The organism is Synechococcus sp. 'PEA 65AY6A-5F PE A', from assembly GCF_047462575.1.
In the GTDB taxonomy this organism is placed as follows: Bacteria; Cyanobacteriota; Cyanobacteriia; order Thermostichales; family Thermostichaceae; genus Thermostichus.
Genome location: NZ_JAOALE010000003.1, coordinates 62,374 through 85,708, shown reverse-complemented (window position 1 = coordinate 85,708; position 23,335 = coordinate 62,374). Strand labels below are relative to the sequence as shown.

The window sequence follows — 23,335 nt, the reverse complement described above, 5'->3', positions numbered from 1 at the left end:
TCCCAAAGTAAAGAAGACAGGCTTGGATCAAAGTAAAGAAGACAGGCTTGGATCAAGCTCTTTGGAGGGGAATGAGCCTTTTTCTAAGATACCCTCTCTCTTAAGGTTCACGTAGCGAGCTTCCGGCACCGCCACTAAGTTTACAGTCGAGAGGTTGCGAGCTTGTTTGCGAGCCATTGATAACTCATTCAAAGCGGGGTTATATGCAAAGAAAGTATATCCTAGCTCTGATAAGTAAGAAGAAACTTCTCGTGATGCAGATCCTAAATCACCTTTTGCCTCTACTTGAATGATGGGGCTACAACTCTTTATGAGTTCTCGGCCACCTCGTATAACGTCAAAGGAGTCGGTAAAAACATCCACCTTGATCATATCAACTGAGGGGCATTCCATAGAGCGCCACCACTCGTCTAGTGTAACTTTTTGAACGGTTTTTACAGGATGAGTTATTCCAACTAGACTTTTTACTACTCGATTACACGCGCTATCATCAGTTTCTAGGAAGTATGCCTTTCCTGACTCACTATCCAGCGCACAAGGGATTACTGTAACTTGTGGTAGCTGATTCATGTTTGCATTGTGTTTCAGTATTTCCACACAAGCCTGAGTCGGCTCAAATGCAACTACCTTTCCTTCAGAACCTACTGCCTGAGCCGCAACAAGAGTGTATGAACCTACGTTTGCCCCCACATCTATAAATGTCATTCCCGGTTTTAGGTAAGACTTGACAAAGTCAATCTCCGCCTCAAACCATCTTCCTTGGGCCAAATGACAATGGGTAACGACCGAATCCAGACTGCCTTCCAGACTCATGATGTGGTTTTCATATGGCACATCAATAACTTCTATTGAGTTCTTTTGACTTGATAGCTTTGGATTATCCGTTTTTCCTCGAAAGAAACTCACAGATACTTGAAAGCAAGCCTCAGTCCACTTTCTAATGGCTTTTGTGGTTGCTCGGGCTTGATTTTGCCTCAGGTAATGTATACCTTCGACCTGCAAACTTTTGGATAATCCAAGACCTACGACTGCTTGGGCTTGTAAATCCTTTGGGTAAATGGCTGCGGCAATGCGCCAGAAGGGCATCGCCTGAGGTTGGTAGTATAATGCTATCCTTTCAGCTATCCAACGAGCTAGGTAGTACAGGTACTGATCTACAGACGGAAGAGCCAGACCAAAATCGTCTTCTAGCTGAAAGTAAGGAGAATCAATCCGCCATGCTAGTTCGTAACCTTCTGTGTTGGGAGGGGGAATATCTCTCCACTTCTCTGGGTCTAGCTCTAGCTGGTTCAGAAGCTTTACTGCTTCTTCCATAACAGTGAAAGAGACCCCTAGAACCCAAAGCGAATGGAGTCTATTTAATAAGCAAGGCAGATGATTTGGTTCAACGTCAGCGCCTTGGTTCCAGTAGTAAAGCGCTACTGACCAAGCATTTCTTCTTTCCTTGGACGTGGGAGCTGTCGCCGCTATGCGAATTTGATTAATCCCAAGGGTGTTCCAGGTTGAGCCTGTTTCGAAAGATGTAGCTACCATTCTCTATACCTAGATTTAACTCAGAGTCTGGACAGGATTAGACCACCTAAAATAGGTACCGGTAAGAGCTCTTGACTTCGCCATCTAATCACCTTAATCATTGCTGAGCAGGCTCAAATTTTTCTTGATCCAAAACCTATGTCTGGATCCAAAACCTATGTCTGGATCCAAAACCTATGTCTGGGAAAATCTTCATTACATAAGAACTGTGCCGGAACTATTCCGAATGAGTATCATCTTTGAACATATAAACTCACCACTCTCACCAACATGAGGGAACCGCAGCCACAGTCTTTCCGAGGACCACTAAATGCTATCATAGTTTTCATCCTGTAGGATCCCGTTAGAGAGTCAGCTTGGGTAAGTCTAGGTTAAGTATTGTGTAGGAAGCAGTGCGCAAAGTTGGAGGCTCCCTTGTCTGCCCGTTGTCTGTGGAGTTGTCTGGCCAGGTTTTGGCAGGTTGGGTATCTCTTCAGCCGCATCTCAGAGCTCAAGCTGTATAATTCGCCTTTGCCTTCTCAGCTAACATCTGTCGAACTTGCCCTGAGGCAGTGCATTTTGCGAGGTTACACTCATGTCGCGATACATCAGTACCTATGCTCTCATCTTTACCTTGGGCAGTGTAATCGCCTGTACCCAGGCAGCTCCTGTGCAAACTCCTGACCAGGTGGTGAGCACTTTCATCGCTGCTGCCGAGAAGGGGGACTGGGGCACGGCAGACAGCTACCTGACGGAGCGCTTCAGCAATGCCCTCCGGCCGGGATCCCTGCCTTCGATTTGGGGCACGGTGGGGGAGAACGTGCAGTTGCGCAACCAAGAGGTGACCGGGAAGACGGCCTATGTCTGGGTGGAGGGCACCGACTCGCTGGAGGATGCGGCCCAGCGCCTGGGGCTGGATCCCTTGACGTTGCGCAAGTATTTGACCCAGCCGGATCTGGCGGATCCCACCTATCAGCAGTTGGCCCCGCAGTTGGTGGGGATGCGCCTGGAGGGAGAGACGGTAACCTCCCGCGTCAAGATCACCCTCTACCAGCAAGATCGCCGCTGGCGAATTGAGGTGTGGCAGCCGGATAAGCCACCTGCTGCTTCGGGATCCCAGTCGGAAAACCCAGAAGAGACAGAAGCAGCGGATCCCGGTGAAAATTCTGCATCTCCAACCGAGAACCCCTAGGACTGTTACCTGCAGGGAGATTGGGGAGGGTGTGGATGTGAGAGCGTGGTTTTTCCTGGTGCTGGCTTTGCTGCCTCTGGGGGGCTGTTGGCAGGCCAAAACGGCTGAAGAAACGCTGCGGGAGTTTGTCCAGGCGGCCAATGCCCGCGATTTTGCCACCGCAGAAGCCCTGCTCACTCCGCGGCTGCTAAAAGGGATCCCTCCGGGGGCCTTGGATCAATCGTGGCCCTCAGCGGAGGAGTTTACCCTCACCCCCATTCAAGCGGTGGGCAATACGGCCATTTTCCGGGTGGAGGCAATCCTGAAGCCAGAAGCGGTGGTGCCGACTTTGCGTTTCCAGTTCACTGCCGAGGAGCTGCAACGATTTTTGACAGAGCCGGATCGGGAGGATCCCCGGTTTCGCCCTTTTCGCTCTCAGTTGGGCTTCTACGAGCCTTTGCCGGAGGGTCGGCTGCGCGCAGTTATGGAGGTTACCCTCTATCGCCAGGCTCAAGGGTGGCGGGTGGAGTTGGCTCGGCTGCAGCCTTTAAATACAGAGGTTCTCTACGAGCCAATCAAGTTAGCGGAAGAAGCACAGCCTTTCCAACTAACTGGGACGGTGCGACTTCTCAACCGCAAGGAGGGCTGGATTGGGGTCAACTTGGAAAAAGTCAGCCCCAGCTTGGAGCGCTACGCGGGCACGTGGGTCTCGGTGGTTCCCGCTGAGGAGGTGCAAGTGACTCGCCTTGGCCGCTCTGCCAGCTGGCTGGATCTGCTCCCGGGAGATGTGGTGGAAATGGAAGGCACCGTTCGGTTCGCCGTCAACGTCGATGCGGAAGGGGGGATCCCGGCAGCCATTCGGGCCGAGCAAATCAGGGTACTCAAAGCAGACTCAAAAGCAGACTCAGAGGGATCCGGATCCCAGCCTTAGGTGGGACAGCTCCTGAGGGAGCAAGTCCTGTTAACGCAGGGGCGAGTGCAACAGCACCACCAGCCGCTCTTCCAGGAACTTGAGATTGGCCACCACTTGGTTAAAGGCCTCTTCGGGGGTCCAATCCATGAGATCTAGCGCCTTGGCCGCCAGGGCCTGTACAGGAACAGGCTCTTCTCCAAAAACATCGATCAACCAGCGCACCGAGAAGGGATCGATGACAATGTTGCCTTCAGATCCTGGCCAGCCATTGATGTTGACCGGGCCGTTGTCGCGGATGGCGTTTTCAAAGGCCAGCTTGGCATTGAGACGGATCAACAGGGGATGGGCCTGCACGGAGCCGTTTCGCCATTCTTCCAGGGTAAAAGGGGCTGGTGGGGTGGGGCGAGGATGGCCGCACCAAAAATCGATCAGCCGGGTCAGGTTGGGGAAAATCAGCTCGATAAAGTGCAGCAGCTCCTCTTGGCTGAGCTTTTTGATGTGGCGCAGGGCATAAGGGACAGGCTTGGTGAGGACTCGCTCCAGCTTCCACTGCTGCCAATTGACCATGCTGATGAACTCCAGCTCCGCCTGGCGCAGCATCTCAAACACCTGGGGCACCGTAAAGCCTTTGTCGCTGCGCAGCAGGAAGTTGGCCAGGATCCCGTTGGTGGTTTTGATGGCGTCCCCCTTCCAGTGGCTTTTGACGAAGCTGCCTTCGTGGAGGGCATCCATCAGCTCCCTGAGGATGGGGACAGCCTTGGCAGCGGGCTCGTCCATCACCCCCAGCAGCTCCATGGCATTTTGCATGTTGAAAATAAACTGGCGCTGGTAAAGGCTGTGGACATTGGTGCGGATGATGCCGTCTGGTTTGAGCACCTGGCGCATGCCTTTCAGCCCCGCCACCGGATCGTCCAGCAGGTAGAGCACGTCATTGCAGGCGATGAAATCGAACTGCTCCCCCAAGGCTTGCAGGTCGGTGATGTCCATCACCTCGAAACGCGCCTCTTTGATCTGGTGGAACTCGAAGCGCTGCCGGGCCATCTCCAGCGATTTCGGCGAGATATCCACCCCAACAAAAGAAGCGCCTGGGTTGGCCGTGGCCAGGACCAGGGTTTCCCAGCCGGAGCCGCAGCCGGCGTTGAGCATCACTTTGCCCTCGGGTTTGACCACCTTGCGCTCTCGTACATAGCAGGCGGTGGTGTAGCTGTTGGCAAACAGGGCAAAGGTATCCGTAACCGTCTGCTCAATGGGGACGTTGGGATAGGGAAATTCGTCAAACTGCGCCTGCACCAACTTCGAGGCAGATTGCTCCGGCATAGGGATCCCTTTTTCTCTGGAGCTTATGGTAGCCAATCCTTAACTGAACAGGGCCTGTGTTGATCCCAGCCGCTCTTCGGTCTGGGGATCAAAAAGGTGGAAGCGATCCATGTCGAAGACCACTTCGGCCCATTGGTTGACGCGCAGCTCGGTGCGGGGATCCACGCGGGCCACAAACTCCTGCTCGGCCAGGATCCCTTCGGGGTCAGCGGCGCTGAGGTGGAGGATGACCTCGCTGCCCATCTGCTCGGCGACTGAGACTTTGGCCCGCACGCGGGCGGGCTGGATCCCTGGGGGTTGGTACTGGGGATCGTGGATGTTTTCCGGGCGGATGCCGAAGATGACCGACTTGCCGACGTATTGCCAATAGGGCTCTGCCTGGTGAGGGGGGATGGGCAGGCGGAAGGCGCCGGTATCGACCCAGAGGGTGCCCTCTTGTTCCCGCAGCTTGGCCTGGAAGAAGTTCATGGCAGGGCTGCCGATGAAGCCGGCCACAAACAGGTTGGCCGGGCGGGTGTAGAGGGTGTGGGGGGTATCCACCTGCTGCAGGCGGCCATCCTTCATGACGGCGATGCGGTTGCCCATGGTCATGGCTTCCACCTGGTCGTGGGTGACGTAGATGAAGGTGGTGCCCAGTTGCATGTGCAACTTGCTGATCTCGGCCCGCGCCTGCACCCGCAGCTTGGCGTCGAGGTTGGAGAGGGGCTCATCCATCAAAAACACCGCCGGGTTGCGCACAATGGCCCGCCCGACGGCCACCCGCTGCCGTTGCCCACCGGAAAGTTCCTTGGGCTTGCGGTGGAGCAGGTGTTCGATCCCCAGCCGCTTGGCCACCCCCCGGACGCGGCTTTCGATCTCTGCTTTGGGCAGGCCGCGCAGCTTGAGGCCAAAGGCCATGTTCTCGGCCACGGTCATGTGGGGGTAGAGGGCATAGGATTGGAAGACCATGGCGATATCCCGATCCTTGGGGGGGACATCGTTCACCCGTCGATCGCCAATGTAGATGGAGCCGGCGCTCACTTCTTCCAAGCCGGCCAGCATGCGCAGGGAGGTGGTTTTGCCGCAGCCGGAGGGGCCGACAAAGACGAGAAATTCCCCGTCTTCGACAGTGATGTTCAGGTCATGGACGGCGGTGGTGTCTCTGTAGCGCTTGGTAACGTGTTCGTAGGTAACGCTGGCCATGCTCTCAACCTTGGCTCCGTTGCGCACTCAAACCCTATCCAAAGCGGCGGGCAAAAGTCCAATGGGGTTCGGTTTAAGTTCGCTAGGGAAGGCTGGGGATCACTGCAGCGAACCCGATTTATTCCTGCTTGAAATGAGCGCAAGCTGAAAAACCAAAACGCAAAAAAGGACTAAAAAAGGGTAGGCGATGAGCCTACCCCTATGGGATCTTTTTTCCTCATGGAAAATTGCCTAACCTCAGAGCAGCTTCAGCTACGCCCATCAGGAGACAACGCTCACTTTAACCACTTGGGCTTTTTCAGAGTCGGCCTTGGGCAAGGTGAGGGTGAGGATCCCATCTTTGTATTCGGCTTTCACCTGATCGTGCTTGATCCGGCTGGGCAGCGGGATCACCCGTTGGAAGCGCCCGTAGCGGAACTCGCTGCGGGTTACGCCTCTGTCCTCGGAGCGTTTCTCAAAGCGCCGCTCGCCGCTGATGGAGACTGCCTCCGCTGTCGCTTGGATATCCAGATCTTGGGGGTTCAGGCCGGGCAGCTCCAGCCTCAGGGTAATGGTCTCCGGATCGTCGTGCATTTCCACTGCCGGCACGAAGGCAAACGTCTCGGTCTCCGTAGGACGAGCCATCAGCCGGTCAAACATCCGGTTCATTTCCCGTTGAATTTCGTCAATTTCCCGAAAGGGATCCCAGCGAACAAGGGCCATATCCACCCACCTCCTGTTGATTTTCTTTAAGCTTTGCCTCGGAGACTTTAGCATAGCCTCCGTACATCAGCCTAAGCCGTCTGGCCCAATCAAGGTGTAGAGTTTTCTAGACATCTGTTGGGGTATTTCCCCTACGAAAAGCAAGCAAAAGCCCTTAGGGCTCTGAACGCCGATAGGGGCGGTGGGAGCTTGTTTGCAACCACAGGCTCAGGCCAGTAGCTACCATAACCAACAGACCCAGTCCGTTTAAGAACGGGTAAACCCCCTGCAGATCAAGGGGGCCCCACTGCCCTTTGTGGATTTGGATGAGCCAGGAGTAGTCGAAGTTTCCGGTGAGGCGGGCCATTTGATAGAGGGATCCCGTTACCACCGTCACCAGCAAGGGCAAGGCCACGATAGGGGCCAGGGCACGGTGGATGCGGCGGAGGATTCTTTGACTAAGGGCCATTTGGGCTTGCTCCCAGGTAAAGCGCCACCATCCTGCCATGGTAGCAGGCTCAATGCCTTTGCCCCTCTGCTCAAGACTGGATCCCCACCGCCTCTTCCAGCTTGGGCATTTGCTCGCGGGGGATGACCCGCCCTTCGTCCTCAAAGCCGGGGATCTCGTGGAAGTTGAGGTAGCGGTACACTTCGCCGGCAAAGGGCTGGATCTTGGTGGCAACGATCTGCCGGTATTCCTCCACCGTTGGGATCCGGCCCAAGAGGGCGCAGGCGGCAGCCAGCTCGGCGGATCCCAGATAGACCCGCGCGTCTTTGCCCATGCGGTTGTTGAAGTTGCGGGTGGAGGTGGACATGACGGTGGCTCCATCGGCCACGCGAGCCTGGTTGCCCATGCACAGGCTGCAGCCAGGCATCTCCGTCCTCGCCCCGGCAGCGGCAAAGGTGCCGTACACCCCTTCGGCGCGCAGTTGCGCCTCGTCCATGCGGGTGGGAGGACAGATCCAAAATTGGCGCACCTTGGCCCGCCCCTGGCCTTCCAAAATCTTGGCGGCGGCGCGGTAGTGGCCAATGTTGGTCATGCAGGAGCCGATGAACACCTCGTCGATGTGGATGGGTGTGTCGGGGTTGCCGGCCGCGTGCTGGGCGTGGACTTCGCTCAGGGTCATCACCTTGTCGGGATCGTTGGGGGCACAGACGATCGGCTCGCTGATGGCGCTGAGGTCGATCTCGAGCACGGCAGCGTATTCGGCGTCGGGATCCGCTTCCAGCAGGGTGGGATTGGCCAGCCAGGCCTCCATCTTGGCGATGCGCCGCAGCAGGGTGCGAGCGTCCTGATAGCCGCGGGCAATCATGTTTTTCAGCAGCACCACGTTGGAGCGCAGGTACTCGGCAACGCTCTCAACGCTTAGCTTAATGGTGCAGGCGGCGCAGTTGCGTTCCGCCGAGGCGTCGGTAAACTCGAAGGCTTGCTCCACCTTCAAGTTGGGCAGGCCCTCGATTTCCATAATTCGCCCAGCGAAGACGTTTTTCTTGCCCTGCTTCTCGACGGTAAGCAGCCCCCGCTGGATGGCCACGTAGGGAATGGCGTGGACAATGTCCCGCAGGGTGATCCCGGGCTGCAGTTCCCCCTTAAAGCGCACCAGCACCGACTCCGGCATATTCAGGGGCATCACCCCCATGGCGGCGGCAAAGGCCACCAGCCCAGAGCCAGCCGGGAAGGAAATGCCCAAAGGGAAGCGGGTGTGGGAGTCGCCCCCAGTGCCGACGGTATCGGGCAGGAGCATGCGGTTGAGCCAGGAGTGGATGATGCCGTCGCCCGGCCGCAGGACGACACCTCCCCGCGAGGCAAAAAAGTCGGGCAGCTCTTTGTGAACCTGGATATCCACCGGCTTGGGATAGGCGGCGGTGTGGCAGAAGCTCTGCAGCACCAGGTCGGCGCTGAAGCCCAGACAGGCCAATTCCTTGAGCTCGTCGCGGGTCATGGGGCCGGTGGTGTCCTGGGATCCCACCGTGGTGATCAGCGGCTCGCAACTGGTGCCGGGGCGCACTCCGGGCAGCCCGCAGGCTTTGCCGACGATTTTCTGGGCCAGGGTATAGCCCTTGCCCGTGTCGGCGGGCGGGGTGGGGCGAATGAACAGGGGGGAGGGATCCAGCCCCAGGGCCTGGCGGGTTTTGTCGGTAAGCGCCCGGCCAATCAAGAGAGGGATGCGGCCCCCGGCCCGCACCTCGTCGGGCAGCGTCACAGGCTGCAGGGAAAAGGTGGTGAGGACTTGGCCATCCTCAGAGCGGATAACGCCCTCGTAGGGGTAGATCGTCACTACCATGCCCGTCTCCAGGCAGGAGACATCGCACTGGATGGGCAGGGCGCCGGCATCTTCGGCGGTGGTGAAGAAAATGGGCGCGATCGTGCCCCCCAGAATCACCCCGCCGGCCCGCTTGTTGGGCACATAGGGAATGTCGTGGCCGATGTGCCAGAGCAGGGAATTAAGGGCGGACTTGCGGGAAGATCCCGTGCCCACCACATCCCCCACAAAGGCCACCGGATGGCCGCGGCGCTTCAGCTCGGCAATGGCTGCTATCGCTCCCGGCGCCCGCGATTCCAGCATGCTCTGGGCATGAAGGGGAATATCGGGGCGGGTGGTGGCGTGGGCGGCGGGGGAAAGGTCATCGGTGTTGATCTCGCCGGCAACCTTGAACACCGTCACGGTGATGGCTGCGGCCAGGGGAGCTTTGGCGGTAAACCATTCGCCCTTGGCCCAGGACTCGATCACCTGTTGGGCATAGGCATTGCCGGACTGGCTCAGCTCCAGCACGTCGTGAAAGGCATCGAAAACCAGCAGGGTGTGGCTGAGGGCGCGGGCTGCTGCCGCTGCAATCTCACTCCGGGGATCCCGCAACAGATCCAGCAAAACTTGGACGTTGTAGCCCCCCAGCATGGTGCCCAAGAGCTCCACCGCCCGCAGGGGAGTGATCAACGGGGATTCAACCTCCTCCTTGGCCACAGCGGCCAAAAAGCCCGCTTTCACATAGGCGGCTTCATCGACCCCCGGCGGGACGCGCTCTGTTAAGAGGTGCAACAAAAAGGCTTCTTCGCCGGCAGGCGGGGCCTTCAGGAGCTCGCACACCTGGCTGGTCTGGGCAGCGTTTAAGGGCAGCGGCGGGATCCCTTGGGCCGCGCGGGCAGCAGCATGTTGGCGGTACTCGGCCAGCATGGGGAGGATTCCTTAGGTCACTCGATGTGGGTATTCATTCTACCGCCAGCTCGGCAGCAGCCAGCTCTGCCCCCTCAGGATAGCTCCGCCAACAGCTCTTTTTGGTATAGGCCAATACAAGCCTGGATCAACTCGTCCAGCTCCCCTTCCAAAATTGGCTCGAGCAGGAAGTTCTGGTTGAGGCGGTGATCGGTAACCCGGTTGTCTTTGTAGTTGTAGGTGCGAATTTTTTCCGAGCGCGATCCCGTTCCCACCTGCATGCGACGGGCGGAGCTGATGGAGGCCTGTTGCTCCTGCAGCTTCATCTCGTAGAGCTTGGCCCGCAAAATCTGCATCGCCCGCTGCCGGTTCTGCAGCTGGGAGCGCTCCTCGGTACAAAACACGCGGATGCCGGTGGGCTTGTGGAGGAGGTCCACCGCCGTTTCCACCTTGTTCACGTTTTGGCCGCCCGCCCCGCCGGAGCGCGCCGTCTTGATCTCGATGTCCTTCGGGTCGATCACCACCTCCACCTCGTCCACTTCCGGCATCACCGCCACCGTGGCCGTCGAGGTGTGGACGCGCCCCTGGGCCTCTGTCACGGGCACCCGCTGCACCCGATGCACGCCGGCCTCGAACTTCAGCTTGCTGTAGACCTGATCCCCGCGAATTTCCAGGATGGCCTCTTTGTAGCCTCCCATCTCTCCTTCCGAGAGGCTGGCCAGGCGCACCGACCAGCCCATCTTCTCGGCGTAGCGGGTGTACATGCGGGCCAAATCCGCCGCCCACAGGGCCGCCTCCTCGCCGCCGGTGCCGGCGCGGATTTCCAACATAATGTTTTTCTCGTCGTTGGGATCCCGGGGCAGCAGCAGCAGGGTCAGCTTTTCCTCCAGTTGTTCTTGGCGGACGCGCAGTTGCTCCAGTTCTGCCCTGGCCATCGCCTCCAGCTCTGGGTCGTCGGAAGCCACCTCCCGCAGCAGCTCTTCCGTCTGCTTCAGCTCGCGAGTGAGCTTTTGCCACTCGTGAAAGGTCTGGACGGTGGCTTCTAGGGAGGAGCGGGCCTTGGCAATCCGCTGCAGCTCAGCTGGATCGGTCGCCACATCGGGATCGGCCAGACGTACCGTCAGCTCCTGAAAGGTGGCTTCAACGTTTTTAAGCTGCTCGATGAGTTGAGCAGAGGCCATAGATCTAGTGTCAGCGAAGACTCACAGCAATGCCCAGCAAGGCAGAAAAGAAACTCAGATTGAAGCTCGGCTACTTAGCTTTCTTGCCGCCCATGCCGTACTTGCGCATGAACTTGTCCACGCGGCCTTCGCTGTCAATGATCTTCTGGCTGCCGGTGAAAAAGGGATGGTTGCCCGACCAAACATCGACCTTCAGCTCCGGCTTGGTGGATCCCACTGTCATCACCACTTCGCCGTTGCAGATGACTTTGGCTTCGGGATACCACTGGGGGTGTATTCCTTTTTTGGGCATGGCAATCTCCTCCTCCGGGCCTGTTCCTATACCCTTGTCTATCAACATCTAACTTGAAAAAGCAATGGCAGGGATCCCTAGCGCTTCGAGTACTGGGGAGCCTTGCGGGCCTTGCGTAGGCCATATTTCTTCCGTTCCACGGCGCGCGGATCCCGTTTTAGGTAGCCCTCTGTCTTGAGGGGGCCGCGGTTAGCCGGATCCACCTCGCAGAGGGCGCGCGCCACGCCCAACTTGATGGCATCGGCCTGACCGTGGACGCCGCCGCCATGAGCCCGCACCAAGATGTCGTAGGAGTTCTCTAGGCCGAGGAGCTCCAACGGCGCTTTCACACTGGCCAGTAGCGCCTCCTGGTATTGCAGGTATTGGTCGCCGGGCCTGTCGTTGATGATCAGCTTGCCGGTGCCGGGCACCAGGCGCACGCGGGCGACAGCCGTTTTGCGGCGTCCGGTTCCCCAGTAGACGGCTCGTTGGCTGCTGGCTGCTTGGGTCATACTTTGGCTCCTGGGATCGTGTGGATGGGGTAAACCTGAGGTTGCTGGGCCTCGTGGGGGTGGTGGGGCCCGGCGTACACTTTTAGCTTGGTGAATTGCCGCCGGCCCAGGCGGGTGTGGGGCAACATCCCCTTCACTGCTTTCTCAATCACCCGCTCCGGCAGGCGAGCTTGCAGTTGGGCAAAAGTCTCGACTTTCATGCCGCCGGGACGGCCAGAGTGGCGGCGGTAGAGCTTTTGGGTGCGCTTTTTGCCGGTGACCACCACTTTCTCGGCGTTGATCACGATCACGTAGTCCCCCGTATCCAGGTGAGGGGTGAAGTTGGGTTTGTGCTTGCCCCGCAGGAGCTTGGCCACAACCACGGCCAAGCGGCCGAGGCGCTGGTTGGCAGCGTCCACCAGATACCAGCGAGGGGTTAGAGTTTCGGGGGGAGGAACGGGAGTTGTGTTCATGGCAGCCAAGGATGACATCAACCGCAGAATGGAATGGACAAGAAAACGCCTAGGCCAGGGAAGAAACACACAAAGCCGCCGACCAATCGGGGGTTTTGGGCAACCCCTGCAGGGGCAAGGCCCAAAAGGGCGGCGAGTGAGCGAAGCGGCGGCCAAAGGGATCCCCAGCATAGCCCACATCCACCAGGCACAGCCCTTGCGGAGGGGCGCTGTAGCGGGTGCGCATCCGGCTCCAGTCGTTGTGTTGCCAGAGGTGGACAAATTGTTGTGGGCTGATCTCGCCACGGCCCACCACCTCCAGGGATCCCACCAGCAGCCGCATCATGCGGTAGAGAAAGCCGCTGGCCTGCACCTCGATGCTGATGAGATCCCCCAGCCGCTGGCAGAGCACCTCCTGCACCTGCACCCGCGAGTGGGGCCGGTCGGATCCCCGGCGGCGAAAGGCTTCTAGGCTGTGCTCGCCCAGAAGAGAGTTGAGGGCCTCCGCCATCGGCTCCACCTGCAAAGGCCAGCGCACCTGCCAGCTAAAGAGGCGCCAGAACACATCCGGCAGCTCCCGGTTCAGGATCAAGTAGCGATAGCGGCGCCAGCGAGCCGAAAAGCGGGCATGCCAGAAATCGGGCACCTGAGCGGAAGCCAATACCACCACATCTTCCGGCAGACAGTCGTTGAGCACCCGCGCCCACTCCGTCGGCGGGATGCCAGAGGTGGTGTCGAAGTGGGCCACCTGGCCCGAGGCATGAACCCCCGTATCGGTGCGACCTGCCCCGTAGAGGGCCACCGGGTGCCCGGCCCGCAACGCAATCGCCTCCTCCAGTACCCCTTGCACGGTGCGGTGGCCCGCTTGCCGCTGCCAGCCGCGAAAGCCGCTGCCGAGGTACTGAATTTTCAGGGCAATGCGACGGCTCTGCATGGGGCCTACACCAACTCGATGACCGCCATTTCTGCCCCGTCGCCCCGTCGACGCACCGTGCGCAGGATGCGGGTGTAGCCCCCAGGCCGATCGCGGTAGCGCTCCGGCGCTTGCTCAAACAGGGAGCGCACCAGCTCCTTGTCATAGATGTAGGCCAGGGCCTGCCGCCGCGCTGCCAGAGAGCCGTCCTTGGCCAGGGTGATCATTTTCTCAGTGGTGGCGCGAATGGCTTTGGCGCGGGCTTTGGTGGTCGTGATCCGCCCTTCCCGCAGCAGGGCCGTGGTCAGCGCCCGCATCAGGGCCTTGCGCTGGTCGGCGGGCTTGTTGAGGTGAGGGGTACGACGGCGGTGACGCATAGTAGCCTCTGCCTTTTATCTTGTGTCCTGTGGAGATGTTGACCGGTTTTGCCGCAGCGAGCCGGCAAGGCTCTACGTCTTGCTCCTTTCGCGGGGCAAGGTTAGGCCTAGGCGGTTCTTCAAAGCTTGCACCACCTCTTCCGCGGATTTTTGGCCGAAGTTTTTGATCTCCAGCAAATCCTCTTCGGTATAAACCAATAGATCCGCCACCGTATTGATTTGAGCGCGCTTCAGGCAGTTGTAAGCCCGTACCGAGAGCTGCAGCTCTTCGATGGGGATCTGGTTCTTCTGGTTATCCTCAGCTTGCCGGGGCTCTGGCGGGGTGTCGAAGCTGACCTCCTGCAGCGGCGAGAACAGGCCCACCAAAATGCGAGCCGCCTGGCTGAGGGCCTCCTGGGGGGTGAGGCTGCCGTTAGTCCAAATCTCCAAAATTAGGCGATCTTTTTCCAGAGATTGTCCCACCCGCGCCGCCTCAACGGTGTAGTTGACTTTGCGCACCGGCATGAAGACGGAGTCGATCTGGAGAAAGTCGATGGCCATCGATTTGCTGTCGGAGTAATCGACGGCACGGTAGCCACGTCCGCGGCCAATCATGAACTCCATTTCCAGGATCGCCCCTTCCGCCAAGGTGGCAATGTGATGGCGGGGGTTGATCACTTCCACCTCGCTGGGCAATTGCAGCTTCTCGGCGGTCACCTCTCCCGGCCCTTGTGCCACCAAACGGCCCACCTGCGTGTCGGGAGCGTTGGAGCGCAGCACCAGCTCCTTCATGTTGAGTAGGATCTCCATCACGTCTTCCCGCACCCCCGGCACCGTGGAAAACTCGTGGGTCACCCCGGCAATGCGTACAGCGGTTACTGCCGTCCCTTCTAGGTTGGAGAGCAACACCCGCCGCAGGGCGTTGCCCACCGTGATCCCTTGACCCCGCTCCAGTGGCCCCAGGGCAAATTTGCCGTAGTGAACGCCATTGGCTTCCTGATGGGATTCGACGCACTCGGTCTGGTAGGGAGCAGCACTAGAAGCGGCTTTGCTGCCCAGATTGTGGAGGGTTCGGCTGGTCTGCATCATAGAGTAGCCCCGTCCGTCTGGCTCAACATCTGTTTGGAGAACTTAGAAAACTGGAGGCCATGCCTCACATCCTGCAGGAGGGCAAGCCTGTCGCCAGCGCTTGGCCCGCCCTGGGGATCCCTTTAGACGCGCCGCCGCTTGGGGGGACGGCAGCCGTTGTGGGGAATGGGAGTGATATCTCGAATCAGGGTGATTTCTAGACCAGTGGCCTGCAGAGCGCGAATGGCGGTTTCCCGACCGGCGCCAGGGCCACTCACCATTACCTCAATCTGGCGCATGCCGTTCTCCATGGCCTGACGCGCTGCGCTCTCTGCCGCCATTTGGGCTGCAAAGGGGGTGCCTTTCTTGGCGCCCTTGAACCCCGTAGAACCTGCGGAGGCCCAAGACACCACGTCGCCATTGGGATCCGTGATGGTGACGATGGTGTTGTTGAAGGTGGACTGAATGTAGGCCACACCGTTGGGGACATTCTTCTTGACCTTGCGTCCGCGCCGTTGCTGCCGAGCCATGACCTGTGCGTCCTTTGAACAACTGTTTACATCCCGTTTTGCAGTTTGGAGAGGGTGGGAAACTCTGCCCGCCGCCCCAGCCGCGCCACTACTTCTTGGCGGGAGCTTTCTTCTTGCCGGCCACCGTCTTCCTGACCCCCTTGCGGGTGCGGGCGTTGGTGCGGGTGCGCTGGCCACGCACAGGCAGGTTCAGACGATGGCGGCGGCCCCGATAGGTGCCGATGTCGATCAGCCGCTTAATGTTCATCGCCTCCTGCCGGCGCAGATCTCCCTCCACCTGGTACTCGCCTTCTACCACTGCCCTCAAGGCGGCCACCTCGGCGTCGGTAAGGTCGCGGGTGCGGGTATCGGGGTTGATGCCGGTCTTCGCCAAAATTTGGCGGGAGCGGGTCAGCCCAATGCCGTAGATGTAGGTGAGGGCGATCTCGACTCGCTTGTCGCGTGGGATGTCAACTCCCGCAATCCGTGCCATGGTCGGTGGTACCTTTCAAACAAACTTAGATAAACTTGCTCCATAGGCCAGGCCGAGGTTGGCGGCGTGGAGCTTTGGCCGGAAGACGTCGCTGTTGAGGTGAGGAACCCAGAGTCTCCTCTCGCCAAGAGAGGGGTTGCTTGATCTTCCGCGGCGGCAGCAGGGCCGTTTGGATCTGTTCCCCACCGTCGGGCGCACTCCTCCATCCGCCCCTCTACCCCTGCCGCTGCTTGTGCTTGGGGTTGGCAGGGCAAATCACCATCACCCGGCCATGGCGGCGGATGACTCGGCACTTTTCGCAGATTCGACGGACGGAGGGCCGCACCTTCATGGTTTATCCTGACGAAACCAGCGAATATCCATTCTAAGGTCGCCGCGGCAGACTGTCAAAAATTGTTTGGGTTTTCTGACGTGAATCCAATAGGGAAGGGCGAGCAGGTTGGCTATGCTGGTTGGGCGCAGAAGCAGAGCAGGCGCGGTTGAGGAGCGAAGAAGGCGATGCGCTGGCAATGGCTGGTTGTGCTGATGAGCGGCGTGCTGGGCTTGGGATCCCCCGTGTTGGGGCAAGGGATCCCTTCGCCGGAAACAGGCTCTCCCGCTTCTGGGGGGAACCTCTCGGCGGACGGGAATGAACTGAGGACAGAGGGGGATTGGCTGTTGCCCTTGCCCAGCTCTGCCGATTGCCTCGATGCGGTGCCGGAGCGGGGCTGGCTGGCGGTGGGACTGTTGGAAGCGCAGGCAGTGGCGCTGCTGGATGGGGCGAGCGGGGATCCCTTGTGGCAGGTGGCGGTGGGGTTTGCCCCCGGCGTGGTGCGGGTGGATGCGGCACGGCAGGTGGTCTATGCCGCCGGCCCCCATGCTCCTGGGGTGGTGGCCCTCGATCTGCTCACCGGAGAGCTGCTGCAGGCCTACGGGCTGCCGGCGGGGGTTCTGGACATGGCTGTGGATGCGGCCAGGGGGCGGGTTTTCGCCTCCCTGCCCGCCGCCCAAAGCTTGGCGGTGATTCCCGCTCCGAACCGCCAACGGCATGGATCGGAGCCGCCGCAGGCCCGCAACTTGCCGCTGCCGGGGCCACCTTTGGCTTTGGCCTATGCCCCAGAGCGGGGATCCCTGTTTGTCGGCCTGGCTGGGGAGGATCCCCTCAGCCTGCTGGTGGTCAACCCCGACAATGGAGAGCTGCTGGCCCGCTGGCGCGGCGGCAACACGCCGGAAGCCATGGTCCTAGATGCGCAACGGCAGCGCCTGGTGGTGCTCAACTCGGGCAGCCAAGATCTGACGGTGCTGGATCTGGATCGCAGCGGCGAGGCTCTGCAGCGGATTGGCTTGGATTGGCGACCGACGCGGCTGGCCCTTTCTCCCGATGGCCGCTGGGCCTACGTGACCTCCCGCAACAGCGACCGCCTGCAAATCGTGGATCTGGAGGCGGGGCGATTGGCCGCCTCGCTGCGGCTGGAGGGGCAGCCAACGGGTTTGGTGAGGCTGGGCGATCGGGATCTGTGGGTGGTGGCGGCAGGGATCCCGGCTTTGCGGCGTCTGGTGGATATTGAGGCTCAAGTTGGCGAGCGCGAGACCGAGGCCCAGATCCCCTCTTCAGGCAACCGCGGGGTGGTGACGGGGCGGGTGCTGGACATTGCCGGCCAACCCGTCCAGACGGGGGTTTTGCGCCTGGCCGCCACCTCTACCCAACCCCAGCAGACGGTTCGCATCGCCGCCGACGGCACCTATGTCCTGCCGGAACTGCCGGCGGGGCTGTACCTGGTGGATGTGGAGGTGCCGGGGTTTCCGCCCACCAGCACCCAGGTGGAGGTGCGGGCCGGTTTTGTATCCAGCCAAGATATTCGCCTGCCGCCGGGGCAGCCGGCCCGCCAGCCGGAGGGCATTGGCCTGTTGCCGGATGAGCCGGTTTACTCGGATGAGCTGGCCCGCCACCTCAGCCTGGCCCTGAAGGAGTTACAGCCGCAGCGACCCGTGATCCTCCTCAAGGGGCCACTGGGGCCGGATCCCCGCTTTGAGCCGCTTTTGCCCCTCGTCCAGGATCTGACACTCTTGGATCGGGATGAGCGCTACACCGCCGACTTGGCCAAGCTGAAGGCCGTTGGCGATGCCCTGGGCTTGCGCTACATCCTCTTGACTCACCTGCAGATCTCGCGGGATTACAACCGCCAGGGCAGCCCGCTGCTGAATACGGCCTTGCGCTTTCTGGCGCCGACGGTGCCGGTGGAAATTCCCAATTTCACCCCCAACCAGTTGCGCAGCCGCGGGGTGGTGGTGGTGGTGGACTTGCAGCGGGATCGACCGGGGGATCGGGCTCGCTACTACGAGGCCTATGGCCGGGACGACGTGGGCGGGGATCCGCTGTTTGAAGATGCGGCGGCGGGCCTGTTTCGGCTGCAGGTGCGCAACATGGTGCCCGTCTTTATCCAACAATGGCAGGCCAACAATCCCTTTGCGGGGTGAGGATCCCTGCAGCAGGATTTTGTCTCTCCAGAACCCACTGCGATTAGGGGATGTCGCCATGCCTTTCTTCTTCCTCACTTCGCTGCGGCGCAGGGTCCGCTTGGGCAGTCTGGCTCTCTGGTGCTGGCTGGCACTGACTCCAGGAGCGCTGGCCCAGGCGCCGGCCACCCCCCTTCCCCGTTTCACGCCGCTGTTTCCTTCTCATAACAGAGATCAAGCGGGATCCCAGGCGCGGCTGGTGGGCCAGGTGAGCAACAGCCTGGGTCAGCCGGTGGCCGGGGCGCAGGTGCAGTTGGAGGGCTTGGAGAACCTCGATCAGCCGATCCAAACGGACGAGCAGGGGGCGTTTGAGCTCAACCAGGCTCCTGCCGGACGTTGGATGTTGACCGTATGGCACCCCGACTACGAAATAGTGCAACAGGAGATCCTGCTGCAGGCGGGCCTGACCACCCCTGTAGATGTGGTTTTGCAGGTGCCCATCCGGCCCCAACCCCGGCGTCGCCTCGGCGTTTTGGGAGTGGGAGGACTGGAGCACACCCAGCTTTTAGGCCAGCGCCTGGCCATGGAGGCAGTGCGCCTGGGCCTGATCCCCAATAGCGAGAAGGTGGTGCCCCTGGACAACCGCCGCCTGCAGCCGATTCTGCGCCAGGTGGGCTGGCCGATCTACGAGCTGTTTGAGTGGGATCGCCGCAAGCCGGAAGCGGTAGGCCAGTTTTTCGATTACCTAGGCCTGGAGGCCATCGTCATCGCCCGCGTCGATGTCCTCACCCGCCCGGCCTCGCCCACGGAGGTGAGCCTGCGCTCCCGCAGCCGCCTAGAGCTGTGGCGGTTTGACGAGCAGGGCAACCTCGTGGCGGAGGTATTGGCGGAGGCCAGCCGCGACCAGGTGGAGCGGGGCAACCTCAACGCCGCTGAGCTGGCGCAGCTCTACCAAATCCAGGTCACCCAAATCGCCGCCGAAATCGGATCCCGCTGGCAAGCCAATCACCCCCTGGCCTCCTACCTAGAACTGGCCCCAGGCGAGGCCCCACCCCCGCCCTCGCGCCTGGATACAGCGGTGGAGCTGGTCATCCCCACCCCTACACCCACTCCCTAGAGCTCGCCCCCTCCCGTAGCCCCAGAAGTGGGGGTTCCAAGCAGCCGCTGTCAGCCCTATGCCCCGCAAAGTCGGAGCAAATGGCTGTTCTCGAGATCCTCCAGCTCTTCTAGGGAAGTCCAAAGAAGGGGAGCAGGGGCTAAAGTAACACTGGGGATCCTCGCCGTTTGTTGTTGGCTGCTGCCCATGAGTTCCGAACCCAACCCTCTTGCCGAAGATCGAGATCTAGGCCCGGAAGGAGATGAGCTGTCGCCAGCGTCTTCCGAGGGCGTTGGTGGAGTGGGATCCGGCGATCCTCCCGCTGCAGCAGAGCTCGCCACTTCCTCGTCCGCTTCTGCCTTGGTCGGGATTTGGCCGGAGGGATCCCGCCGCTGGCTGCTGGGGGGAGCGCTCGCCATCTTTCTGGTGGGCCTGGGGCTGCGCCTGTGGCGACTGGCCGAGTTGCCGGCGCCGGTGTTCGACGAGGTGTACTTTCCCAAGTTCGCCCAGAACTATCTCGACGGCGAGCCCCTCTACGACGTGCATCCGCCGCTGGGGAAGTACTTCATCGCCCTCAGTATCCAGCTTTTTGGCCGCAACGAGTGGGGCTTTCGCCTGGCCACCGCCTTGTGCGGATCCCTGATCCCGCTCTTGCTGACCGGCTTGGCCTACCGCCTCACCTATCACGTGGGCTTTGCCCTGTTGAGTGGGGCCCTGCTGCTCACGGACGGGGTGTTTCTGGTGGAGTCCCGCTTTGGCCTGATTAACGTGTACCTGGTGGCTTTTGGCCTGGCGGCCACCATTCTGCTGCTAAGCGGGCTGGAACGCCGCGGTTGGCAACGGGCCGTTCACCTGACCGGCTCGGGGATCCTCCTGGGGGCGGCGGCTTCCGTGAAGTGGAACGGCCTCTGGTTTGCCTTCATGTTTGCCCTGTTGGGGATCCTTGTTTGGGCGGTGGTCTGGCTGCGCCCGCAGTGGATCCCGCGTCTGGGCATTTTGATCCAAATCCGCCACCTGCGCTGGTGGCACTATGCCTTTTGCTTTGTCCTTGCGCCGCTGGCTTTCTACGCCATCCAGTGGATCCCCCACCTGCAGCTCAACCCGCAGCAGGGGCTAGCCCTGGGTTGGAGCTGGACTGGGATCCAGAATTACTTTCGCTCTCTAGTGCTCATCAATCAGGCGGTTTACAGCGGGCACCTGCATGCCGATCTCGTGGTGGACGAAAACACCCCCGTTCACCCCTACTGCTCCACCAGTTTGCGATCCCTGGTGGCCTGGTTCCCGGCGCTGCGCCCTTGGCTGACCACCCCCTTGGCCTCGGCAGGAGCCTGGTCTTGGCCGATTATGGGCCGCCCGGTGGGCTACTACTTCGCCGCGCAGGGCGACCTGTGGCGAGTGGTCCACGGCCTGGGCAATCCCTGGCTGTGGTGGCTGGGGACGGGATCCATCCTGGTGCTGGTCTGGCGGGGGATCCGCCGCTTCCATGGCGTGGAAGCCTTTATCTTAATTGGCTATGCGGCCAACTACCTGCCCTGGTTTATCGTCAGCCGCTGCGTTTTCATCTACCACTACATGAGCGCTCTGGCATTTAGCACCCTGGCCCTGGCCTGGCTGGTGCTGCTGGGCTGGCAGAGCTATCGCCGCTTCTGGCGCGGGGCGAGCATCACGGCAGTAGCCTTGGTTTTGGCGTCTTTTCTCTTCTTTTTCCCTGTTTGGTTTGGCCTTCCCCTCAGCCCCGGCGGATTTTATGCCCGCATGTGGTTCCGACCCACCCCTGTGCCCCTATTCTGCTTCAGTCCCCAAGCCTGCGAGCGGGCCCCCCTGCGCCTGCCGCCCATTCCCGGCTTGAACTGGATTTGAGGAGGGCATGGTAAGCTTTGTGCAGTTTGTTTCAGGAGTAGCTGCGCTTCGTTGCCCAAAGGCGGGGTGCGGTTTGTCAAGCGCTTGTGGTGGAGGTAGTGGAAACCTATGGCTCGATCCTGCCCGCGTCCTGCCAACTCTCCCCGCCGTTACCCCGGGCAGCCGGTGCCTGTGGGCGTCATTGGAGTCGGCAACATGGGCCAGCACCACGCCCGCGTCTTCAGCTTGATGAAGGATGTGCAGGTCGTAGGGGTAGCCGATATCAATGTGGAGCGGGGTTTGGATGTGGCCAGCCGCCACCGCGTTCACTTCTACGAGGATTACCGCGACCTGCTGCCCCACGTAGCGGCAGTAGCCATCGCCGTGCCGACGGTTTTGCACCACGAGGTGGGCATCGCCTGCCTGGAGGCGGGGGTCCATGTGCTGATCGAAAAGCCCATTGCCGCCAGCATCGCTGAGGCAGAATCCCTGGTGAACCGCGCTGCCGATTGCAATTGCATTTTGCAGGTGGGGCACATCGAGCGTTTCAGCCCCGTTTTTCAAAAGCTGGGCCAAGTTTTGCAAAGCGAAGAGCCGCTGGCCTTCGAGGCCCACCGCCTCAGCCCTTACTCTGACCGGGCCAGCGACGTGTCGGTGGTGTTCGACCTGATGATCCACGACATCGACCTGTTGCTGGAGCTGATCCCCTCCCCAGTAACCCAAATTACCGCCAGCGGCAACCGCGCCTCCAAGCTGGGCTACCTGGACTACGTCACTGCCACCCTCACCTTTGCCAACGGTGCCATCGCCACCCTCACGGCCAGCAAGGTTACCCATCGCAAGGTGCGCAAAATTGCCGTCCACTGCAAAAATGCCCTGGTGGAAGCCGATTTTTTGCACAACGAGATCTCCATCTATCGCCAGGGATCCAGCAGCAGCGACTACGGCCAGGTGTCCTACCAGCGGGACTGCCTCATCGAGAAGGTTCACATCGAACCCATTGACAAGCTCCACGCCGAGCTGGAGCACTTTATCAACTGTGTGCGGGGGGGCAGCCAGCCGTCGGTGGGCGGGGAGCAGGCCCTGAAGGCCTTGAAGTTGGCTTCCGAGGTGGAGCGGATCGCCTTAGATGGATGCGCCTGGAGGGAGGCCAAACCCTGCCGCAGCTTTTTGTCTTAGCTTTGCCGCCGGCCTCCAGGCGGGGGCAGGTGGTATCTTCTGCCAGCCGGTCATGGGTGGGGAGGGCGAGGAGGGCAGAGGCTTTGTGGAGAGGCAAGGTCGGGCAATCGTGGTAGAAGAGGGGTTGGCCTTAGCAATCGGCGGCCTGGCGGCAGGGATCCTGGCCGGTTTTTTGGGCATTGGCGGCGGGACGATCTTGGTGCCCTTGCAGGTGAGCTTGGGGATCCCGCCGCTGCAGGCGGTGGCCACCAGCAACTTTTCCATTCTCCTCACCTCCTTGGCCGGCAGCATCCAAAACTGGCGCATGGGGATGCTGGATCCCAAACGGGTAATTTTGCTGGGGATCCCGGCTCTGTTTACGGCGCAGGTTGGGGCGATCCTCGCCAGTCGCCTGCCCGGCTATCTGCTACTAGCGGCCTTTGGGGTGCTGTTGCTGGCGAACATTTACCTGGTGGAGCTGCGCAAAACCGTGGTCGCCCACGCCCAAGCGTTGGAGAGGCCAGGGGTTGCTGCCGGGGGGACGGACGACGCTGGAGAACTCCGCGACCGCCCTGCTGCCGAGGGGCAGATGCCGCGGTGGCTGGCCCGCACCCTCACCGGTGGCGCTGCCGGCTTGTTGGCGGGGCTTTTCGGCATCGGCGGTGGCGTCATCCTGGTGCCCCTGCAGATCCTGCTGTTGCGAGAAACCCTCAAGGTGGCCATCCAAACCAGCTTGGGGGCAATTGTTCTCACGGCAACTGCTGCTACCCTCAGCCATGCGGGCCTGGGCAACTGGATGGCGAACGCGCTCGGCTTTGGAGATGGCACCATCCGCCAGAATGTGCTCTGGATCCCGGGCCTGATCCTGGGTGCAGGTGGGTTGGTCGGCGTCCAGATCAGCACCCGCACCCTGCCCAAGCTGCCGGATGAGATCGTCGGCCTGCTTTTTCGAACCTTTCTCGCCGGGCTTTCCCTCTACGTTTTTTGGCAAGCCTGGCAGGACTACCAAGCCCTGGACAACCAGTAGCAATTCCCAACTTCGACGCCTCACCCTCCCCTATTCTTTTAGCGTATCTGGGTCTAGGAGGGGAGGGAAAGGCTTCGGGATCCCCGCAGATAGCAAGTCGGGCCTGGCCGGCCTGTC

Annotated in this window: 23 protein-coding genes; 7 read left to right on the top strand and 16 right to left on the bottom strand. The window is 60.7% G+C overall.

The window, feature by feature from the left end:
• Positions 1-27: 27 nt before the first annotated feature.
• A complete protein-coding gene (locus tag GG26_RS01965; protein WP_414388641.1) occupies positions 28-1,533 on the bottom strand; it encodes an FkbM family methyltransferase in 1,506 nt (501 codons plus the stop codon).
• Between the two features lie 574 nt (positions 1,534-2,107).
• On the opposite strand from GG26_RS01965, the gene GG26_RS01960 reads away from it, so the two are divergent.
• Both GG26_RS01960 and GG26_RS01955 read left to right on the top strand, forming a co-directional pair.
• Positions 2,108-2,704 (top strand): hypothetical protein, encoded by a 597-nt coding sequence (locus tag GG26_RS01960; protein WP_414388639.1) that lies wholly within the window; start codon positions 2,108-2,110, stop codon positions 2,702-2,704.
• Between the two features lie 31 nt (positions 2,705-2,735).
• Positions 2,736-3,614 carry a hypothetical protein gene (locus GG26_RS01955; RefSeq protein ID WP_414388637.1) on the top strand — a complete coding sequence of 293 codons (879 nt, stop codon included), beginning with the start codon at positions 2,736-2,738 and terminating at the stop codon, positions 3,612-3,614.
• 30 nt (positions 3,615-3,644) lie between these two features.
• On the opposite strand, the gene GG26_RS01950 is transcribed toward GG26_RS01955, so the two are convergent.
• From GG26_RS01950 to rpmJ, 15 genes are all read right to left on the bottom strand, one after another.
• The gene (locus GG26_RS01950; RefSeq protein WP_099883963.1) at positions 3,645-4,913 is read right to left on the bottom strand and encodes a class I SAM-dependent methyltransferase; all 1,269 of its coding nucleotides are present in this window, start codon (positions 4,911-4,913) and stop codon (positions 3,645-3,647) included.
• Positions 4,914-4,952: 39 nt separating this feature from the next.
• Positions 4,953-6,095 carry an ABC transporter ATP-binding protein gene (locus GG26_RS01945; RefSeq protein WP_414388635.1) on the bottom strand — a complete coding sequence of 381 codons (1,143 nt, stop codon included), beginning with the start codon at positions 6,093-6,095 and terminating at the stop codon, positions 4,953-4,955.
• A 261-nt stretch (positions 6,096-6,356) separates the two neighbouring features.
• Positions 6,357-6,797, bottom strand: a complete 441-nt coding sequence (locus GG26_RS01940; protein WP_414388633.1) for an Hsp20/alpha crystallin family protein — start codon at positions 6,795-6,797, stop codon at positions 6,357-6,359.
• A 154-nt stretch (positions 6,798-6,951) separates the two neighbouring features.
• Complete coding sequence (locus GG26_RS01935; protein ID WP_414388631.1) at positions 6,952-7,284, bottom strand: PepSY domain-containing protein; 333 nt, start codon at positions 7,282-7,284, stop codon at positions 6,952-6,954.
• Positions 7,285-7,315: 31 nt separating this feature from the next.
• Positions 7,316-9,949 carry a bifunctional aconitate hydratase 2/2-methylisocitrate dehydratase gene (acnB, locus tag GG26_RS01930; protein ID WP_414388629.1) on the bottom strand — a complete coding sequence of 878 codons (2,634 nt, stop codon included), beginning with the start codon at positions 9,947-9,949 and terminating at the stop codon, positions 7,316-7,318.
• 74 nt (positions 9,950-10,023) lie between these two features.
• Positions 10,024-11,109, bottom strand: a complete 1,086-nt coding sequence (prfA, locus tag GG26_RS01925) for a peptide chain release factor 1 (protein WP_011430291.1) — start codon at positions 11,107-11,109, stop codon at positions 10,024-10,026.
• A gap of 70 nt (positions 11,110-11,179) precedes the next feature.
• Entirely contained in the window at positions 11,180-11,401 is a 222-nt protein-coding gene (gene rpmE / locus GG26_RS01920; protein WP_099812117.1) for a 50S ribosomal protein L31, read from the bottom strand.
• 77 nt (positions 11,402-11,478) lie between these two features.
• Positions 11,479-11,892, bottom strand: coding sequence for a 30S ribosomal protein S9 (rpsI, locus tag GG26_RS01915; protein ID WP_011430293.1), 414 nt, complete (start codon positions 11,890-11,892; stop codon positions 11,479-11,481).
• Complete coding sequence (gene rplM / locus GG26_RS01910) at positions 11,889-12,344, bottom strand: 50S ribosomal protein L13 (RefSeq protein WP_011430294.1); 456 nt, start codon at positions 12,342-12,344, stop codon at positions 11,889-11,891. The genes rpsI and rplM overlap by 4 nt, the downstream gene beginning before the upstream one ends.
• A 49-nt stretch (positions 12,345-12,393) precedes the next feature.
• On the bottom strand, positions 12,394-13,257 hold the full coding sequence (truA, locus tag GG26_RS01905) for a tRNA pseudouridine(38-40) synthase TruA (RefSeq protein WP_011430295.1): 864 nt from the start codon (positions 13,255-13,257) through the stop codon (positions 12,394-12,396).
• A 5-nt stretch (positions 13,258-13,262) separates the two neighbouring features.
• Entirely contained in the window at positions 13,263-13,613 is a 351-nt protein-coding gene (rplQ, locus tag GG26_RS01900; protein WP_011430296.1) for a 50S ribosomal protein L17, read from the bottom strand.
• A gap of 72 nt (positions 13,614-13,685) precedes the next feature.
• Positions 13,686-14,681, bottom strand: coding sequence for a DNA-directed RNA polymerase subunit alpha (locus GG26_RS01895; protein ID WP_011430297.1), 996 nt, complete (start codon positions 14,679-14,681; stop codon positions 13,686-13,688).
• 122 nt (positions 14,682-14,803) lie between these two features.
• On the bottom strand, positions 14,804-15,190 hold the full coding sequence (gene rpsK, locus GG26_RS01890) for a 30S ribosomal protein S11 (RefSeq protein ID WP_011430298.1): 387 nt from the start codon (positions 15,188-15,190) through the stop codon (positions 14,804-14,806).
• 88 nt (positions 15,191-15,278) lie between these two features.
• Positions 15,279-15,662, bottom strand: a complete 384-nt coding sequence (gene rpsM / locus GG26_RS01885; RefSeq protein ID WP_011430299.1) for a 30S ribosomal protein S13 — start codon at positions 15,660-15,662, stop codon at positions 15,279-15,281.
• A gap of 214 nt (positions 15,663-15,876) precedes the next feature.
• Positions 15,877-15,993 carry a 50S ribosomal protein L36 gene (gene rpmJ / locus GG26_RS01880; RefSeq protein WP_011430300.1) on the bottom strand — a complete coding sequence of 39 codons (117 nt, stop codon included), beginning with the start codon at positions 15,991-15,993 and terminating at the stop codon, positions 15,877-15,879.
• Between the two features lie 167 nt (positions 15,994-16,160).
• Here rpmJ and GG26_RS01875 point away from each other — a divergent pair, with 167 nt between their 5' ends.
• The 5 genes from GG26_RS01875 (at position 16,161) to GG26_RS01855 (ending at position 23,218) form a co-directional block, all read left to right on the top strand.
• On the top strand, positions 16,161-18,119 hold the full coding sequence (locus GG26_RS01875) for a carboxypeptidase regulatory-like domain-containing protein (protein WP_414388623.1): 1,959 nt from the start codon (positions 16,161-16,163) through the stop codon (positions 18,117-18,119).
• Positions 18,120-18,177: 58 nt separating this feature from the next.
• The gene (locus GG26_RS01870; protein WP_011430302.1) at positions 18,178-19,215 is read left to right on the top strand and encodes a carboxypeptidase-like regulatory domain-containing protein; all 1,038 of its coding nucleotides are present in this window, start codon (positions 18,178-18,180) and stop codon (positions 19,213-19,215) included.
• A 186-nt stretch (positions 19,216-19,401) separates the two neighbouring features.
• Entirely contained in the window at positions 19,402-21,054 is a 1,653-nt protein-coding gene (locus GG26_RS01865) for a phospholipid carrier-dependent glycosyltransferase (protein ID WP_099812116.1), read from the top strand.
• 108 nt (positions 21,055-21,162) lie between these two features.
• Positions 21,163-22,212 (top strand): Gfo/Idh/MocA family protein, encoded by a 1,050-nt coding sequence (locus tag GG26_RS01860; RefSeq protein ID WP_011430304.1) that lies wholly within the window; start codon positions 21,163-21,165, stop codon positions 22,210-22,212.
• A 52-nt stretch (positions 22,213-22,264) separates the two neighbouring features.
• A complete protein-coding gene (locus tag GG26_RS01855; RefSeq protein ID WP_011430305.1) occupies positions 22,265-23,218 on the top strand; it encodes a sulfite exporter TauE/SafE family protein in 954 nt (317 codons plus the stop codon).
• Positions 23,219-23,335: the final 117 nt, after the last annotated feature.